The organism is Candidatus Palibaumannia cicadellinicola, assembly GCF_002855795.1.
In the GTDB taxonomy this organism is placed as follows: Bacteria; Pseudomonadota; Gammaproteobacteria; order Enterobacterales; family Enterobacteriaceae; genus Baumannia; species Baumannia cicadellinicola_C.
Map to the genome: position 1 here is coordinate 1 of NZ_NJPO01000185.1, position 2,680 is coordinate 2,680.

A 2,680-nucleotide genomic window follows, 5' to 3' on the forward strand; every position below is an offset into this window, starting at 1 on the left:
TACTCATGCACATCATAGTATGATGTGAAAATATTTTTTCCTAGCTGTTGTATAATAATTCAGCACTATGTTAAAACAGATAACATATTTTCCATCAGCTTACTTAGCTAGTGTCATATTAGTTTTAATAGTGCTACTATCTTTAGATTAGATCTCTAGGAATAATATCTGCTGCTTTATCTTGTTGCTCCCTGCAGTATGTATTGTCTTCCTTAAGCGCCATCGGAATGATTAGAACAATTGGTAGAGGTAACATTTACTGCCTGGGCGATTTGTTGTTGTGTGAGCCGTTTTACCTCCCTTTTTGCGTAAACTAGCGCTAAACCAGTACGCAACCAGAATAGACCGCAAGTCACCCAACCTATGATAAAGCCAGAAAGAAAGATGAGTGATAACAGCGTCGATGCCCGAAATTCTTTTTGATTTAGCAAATAGTTAAAAGAGAGAATTGGATTATTGTGTGCTCCAAATAAAATAAAAGTAATTAATATCACCAGTAGAAGCAACATGATAAGAATGTATTTCACATTATTTCCTGCAAGCCAGCGCTATTATAAATAGGTTAAACCTTTTTCATCAAGGGTTAATTACCATGTGTAACAGTATTTAGATTAATAATATTTGCTAATGAGCACAAGTAAGCTTAACAAAAAGTATCAGCATTATCGAAAGAAATATAGGCTGAAAGTCTATTTGTGTTTTTGGAGAATATCATGCAGCTTAAACGTGTGGCAGAAGCAAAACTGCCAACACCCTGGGGCGATTTTCTGATGATAGGATTTGAGGAGATAGCCACAAAAAATGATCATCTAGCGCTGGTCTATGGTGATGTGACTAGTCCAGTACCGGTTCTGGCACGAGTGCACTCCGAATGTCTGACCGGCGATGCTCTTTTCAGCTTGCGCTGTGATTGCGGCTTTCAGTTAGAAGCTGCCCTGAGTTCTATTGCCGAAGAGAGACGTGGTCTTCTACTTTATCATCGTCAAGAAGGACGTAATATCGGACTACTAAATAAAATACGTGCCTATGCGCTTCAAGATAAAGGAGTAGATACGGTAAAAGCCAATCATCAGCTAGGTTTTGCGGCTGATGAACGAGATTTTACTCTTTGCGCGGATATGTTTAAGGTACTAGGAGTAGATTCAGTTCGCTTGCTAACTAATAATCCTAAGAAAGTGGAGATTCTTTCTGAGGCTGGGATAAATATCACCGAAAGAGTTCCTCTGATTGTTGGTCGTAACCCAGAAAACGCACGCTATCTAGATACAAAGGCCGCTAAGATGGGACATTTACTCAATGACAAAATATAAATAATTAATCTATTCAATAAAACATTAATATATTTATTATTTGATATTAAATTTAAGTATGTCATTAGTAACTTAGCATAGTATGCTAAGGCATAGCTACTTCATAGTTATACACGGTGATACACTATTATTTCACCGGTAAGTGGATTTCGTGAAAAATAGCTTCTATTTCTTCATTAGAGCGCCGTGCTACTGCCATATCTACTACTTCACGGGTTAAATGCGGCGCGAAACGTTGAAGAAAATCGTACATGTAGCTACGCAGAAAAGTACTACGACGAAACCCTATTTTTGTCGTACTTTGAGCAAATAATACATCTGCACTGATTTTAACTAAATCATGGTCAGCTTCTGAGCTGACAGCCATATTAGCAATTACGCCAATACCGAGACCCATACGCACGTAAGTTTTAATTACATCGGCATCGGTAGCCGTAAAAACAATGCGTGGTTTCAGTCCAGCGTGGTTAAAAGCGATATCTAGCTCAGAGCGACCAGTAAAGCCAAAAGTATAGGTAACTAGTGGATAGGATGCCAGTTCTTCAATCGCTATCTTTTTTTTGCTAGCTAAAGGATGATGCGGTAACACCACGATAGCACGGTTCCAGTGATAACAAGGTAACATTACCAAATCATCATATAAATGCAACGCTTCAGTAGCAATTGCGAAATCAGCTAATCCTTTAGATACCGCTTCGGCAATTTGGGCAGGAGATCCTTGGTGCATGTGCAGTGATACGAGCGGGTAACGCTCGATAAAGCTCTTGATAACTTTTGGTAGAGCATAACGTGCCTGAGTATGGGTAGTTGCAACATACAATGATCCTTTATCGGGATAAGTATGCTCTCCAGCTACCGCTTTAATAGCATCAACTTTGGATAGTACTTCGCGCGCAATGCGAATAATTTCCTGGCCGGCTGGGGTTACCCTAGTAAGATGTTTGCCGCTGCGTGCGAATATTTGTACCCCTAGCTCATCTTCTAACATTCGTACCCGTTTACTAATACCGGGCTGAGAGGTATAAAGTCCTTCCGCAGTAGAAGAAACATTCAGGTTATGGTTAACGACTTCTACGATATAACGAAGTTGCTGTAATTTCATCTTAGTATCCTAGACATGGGGCGCGAAAATAATCCGCCTGGCAGGCGATATAAGATCGCTTAACCAGGTTAAGCTTTTAGCTAAGCGAAAGGATTCAAAGAGTTTATTATGATTTAGTATCAAATCATAATAACACACGTAATATCACTCTATGATATATTAAATTCCAATTATCAACCTATAGTTGATATAGAATAGCTACTAGGTAATCTAATTTATTTATTTTTTCTTTCTATAAACATAAGCTGAAGACCGTGATAAAGCTGAT

General features: G+C 38.7%; 3 protein-coding genes. 1 reads left to right on the forward strand and 2 read right to left on the reverse strand.

From position 1 onward, the window contains the following. Nucleotides 1-212 precede the first annotated feature (212 nt). On the reverse strand, nucleotides 213-527 hold the full coding sequence (locus CEX73_RS03380) for a LapA family protein (protein WP_101627177.1): 315 nt from the start codon (nucleotides 525-527) through the stop codon (nucleotides 213-215). A 186-nt stretch (nucleotides 528-713) separates the two neighbouring features. Here CEX73_RS03380 and ribA point away from each other — a divergent pair, with 186 nt between their 5' ends. Beyond that, entirely contained in the window at nucleotides 714-1,310 is a 597-nt protein-coding gene (gene ribA / locus CEX73_RS03385) for a GTP cyclohydrolase II (RefSeq protein ID WP_101627179.1), read from the forward strand. Nucleotides 1,311-1,437: 127 nt separating this feature from the next. Here ribA and cysB read toward each other — a convergent pair whose 3' ends face one another. Further along, entirely contained in the window at nucleotides 1,438-2,412 is a 975-nt protein-coding gene (gene cysB / locus CEX73_RS03390; protein WP_101627180.1) for an HTH-type transcriptional regulator CysB, read from the reverse strand. Nucleotides 2,413-2,680: the final 268 nt, after the last annotated feature.

Coding starts and splice junctions, on each gene's coding strand:
- cysB (WP_101627180.1), bottom strand. CDS start 2,412: ATGAAATTACAGCAACTTCGTTATATCGTAGAAGTCGTTAACCATAAC.
- ribA (WP_101627179.1), top strand. CDS start 714: ATGCAGCTTAAACGTGTGGCAGAAGCAAAACTGCCAACACCCTGGGGC.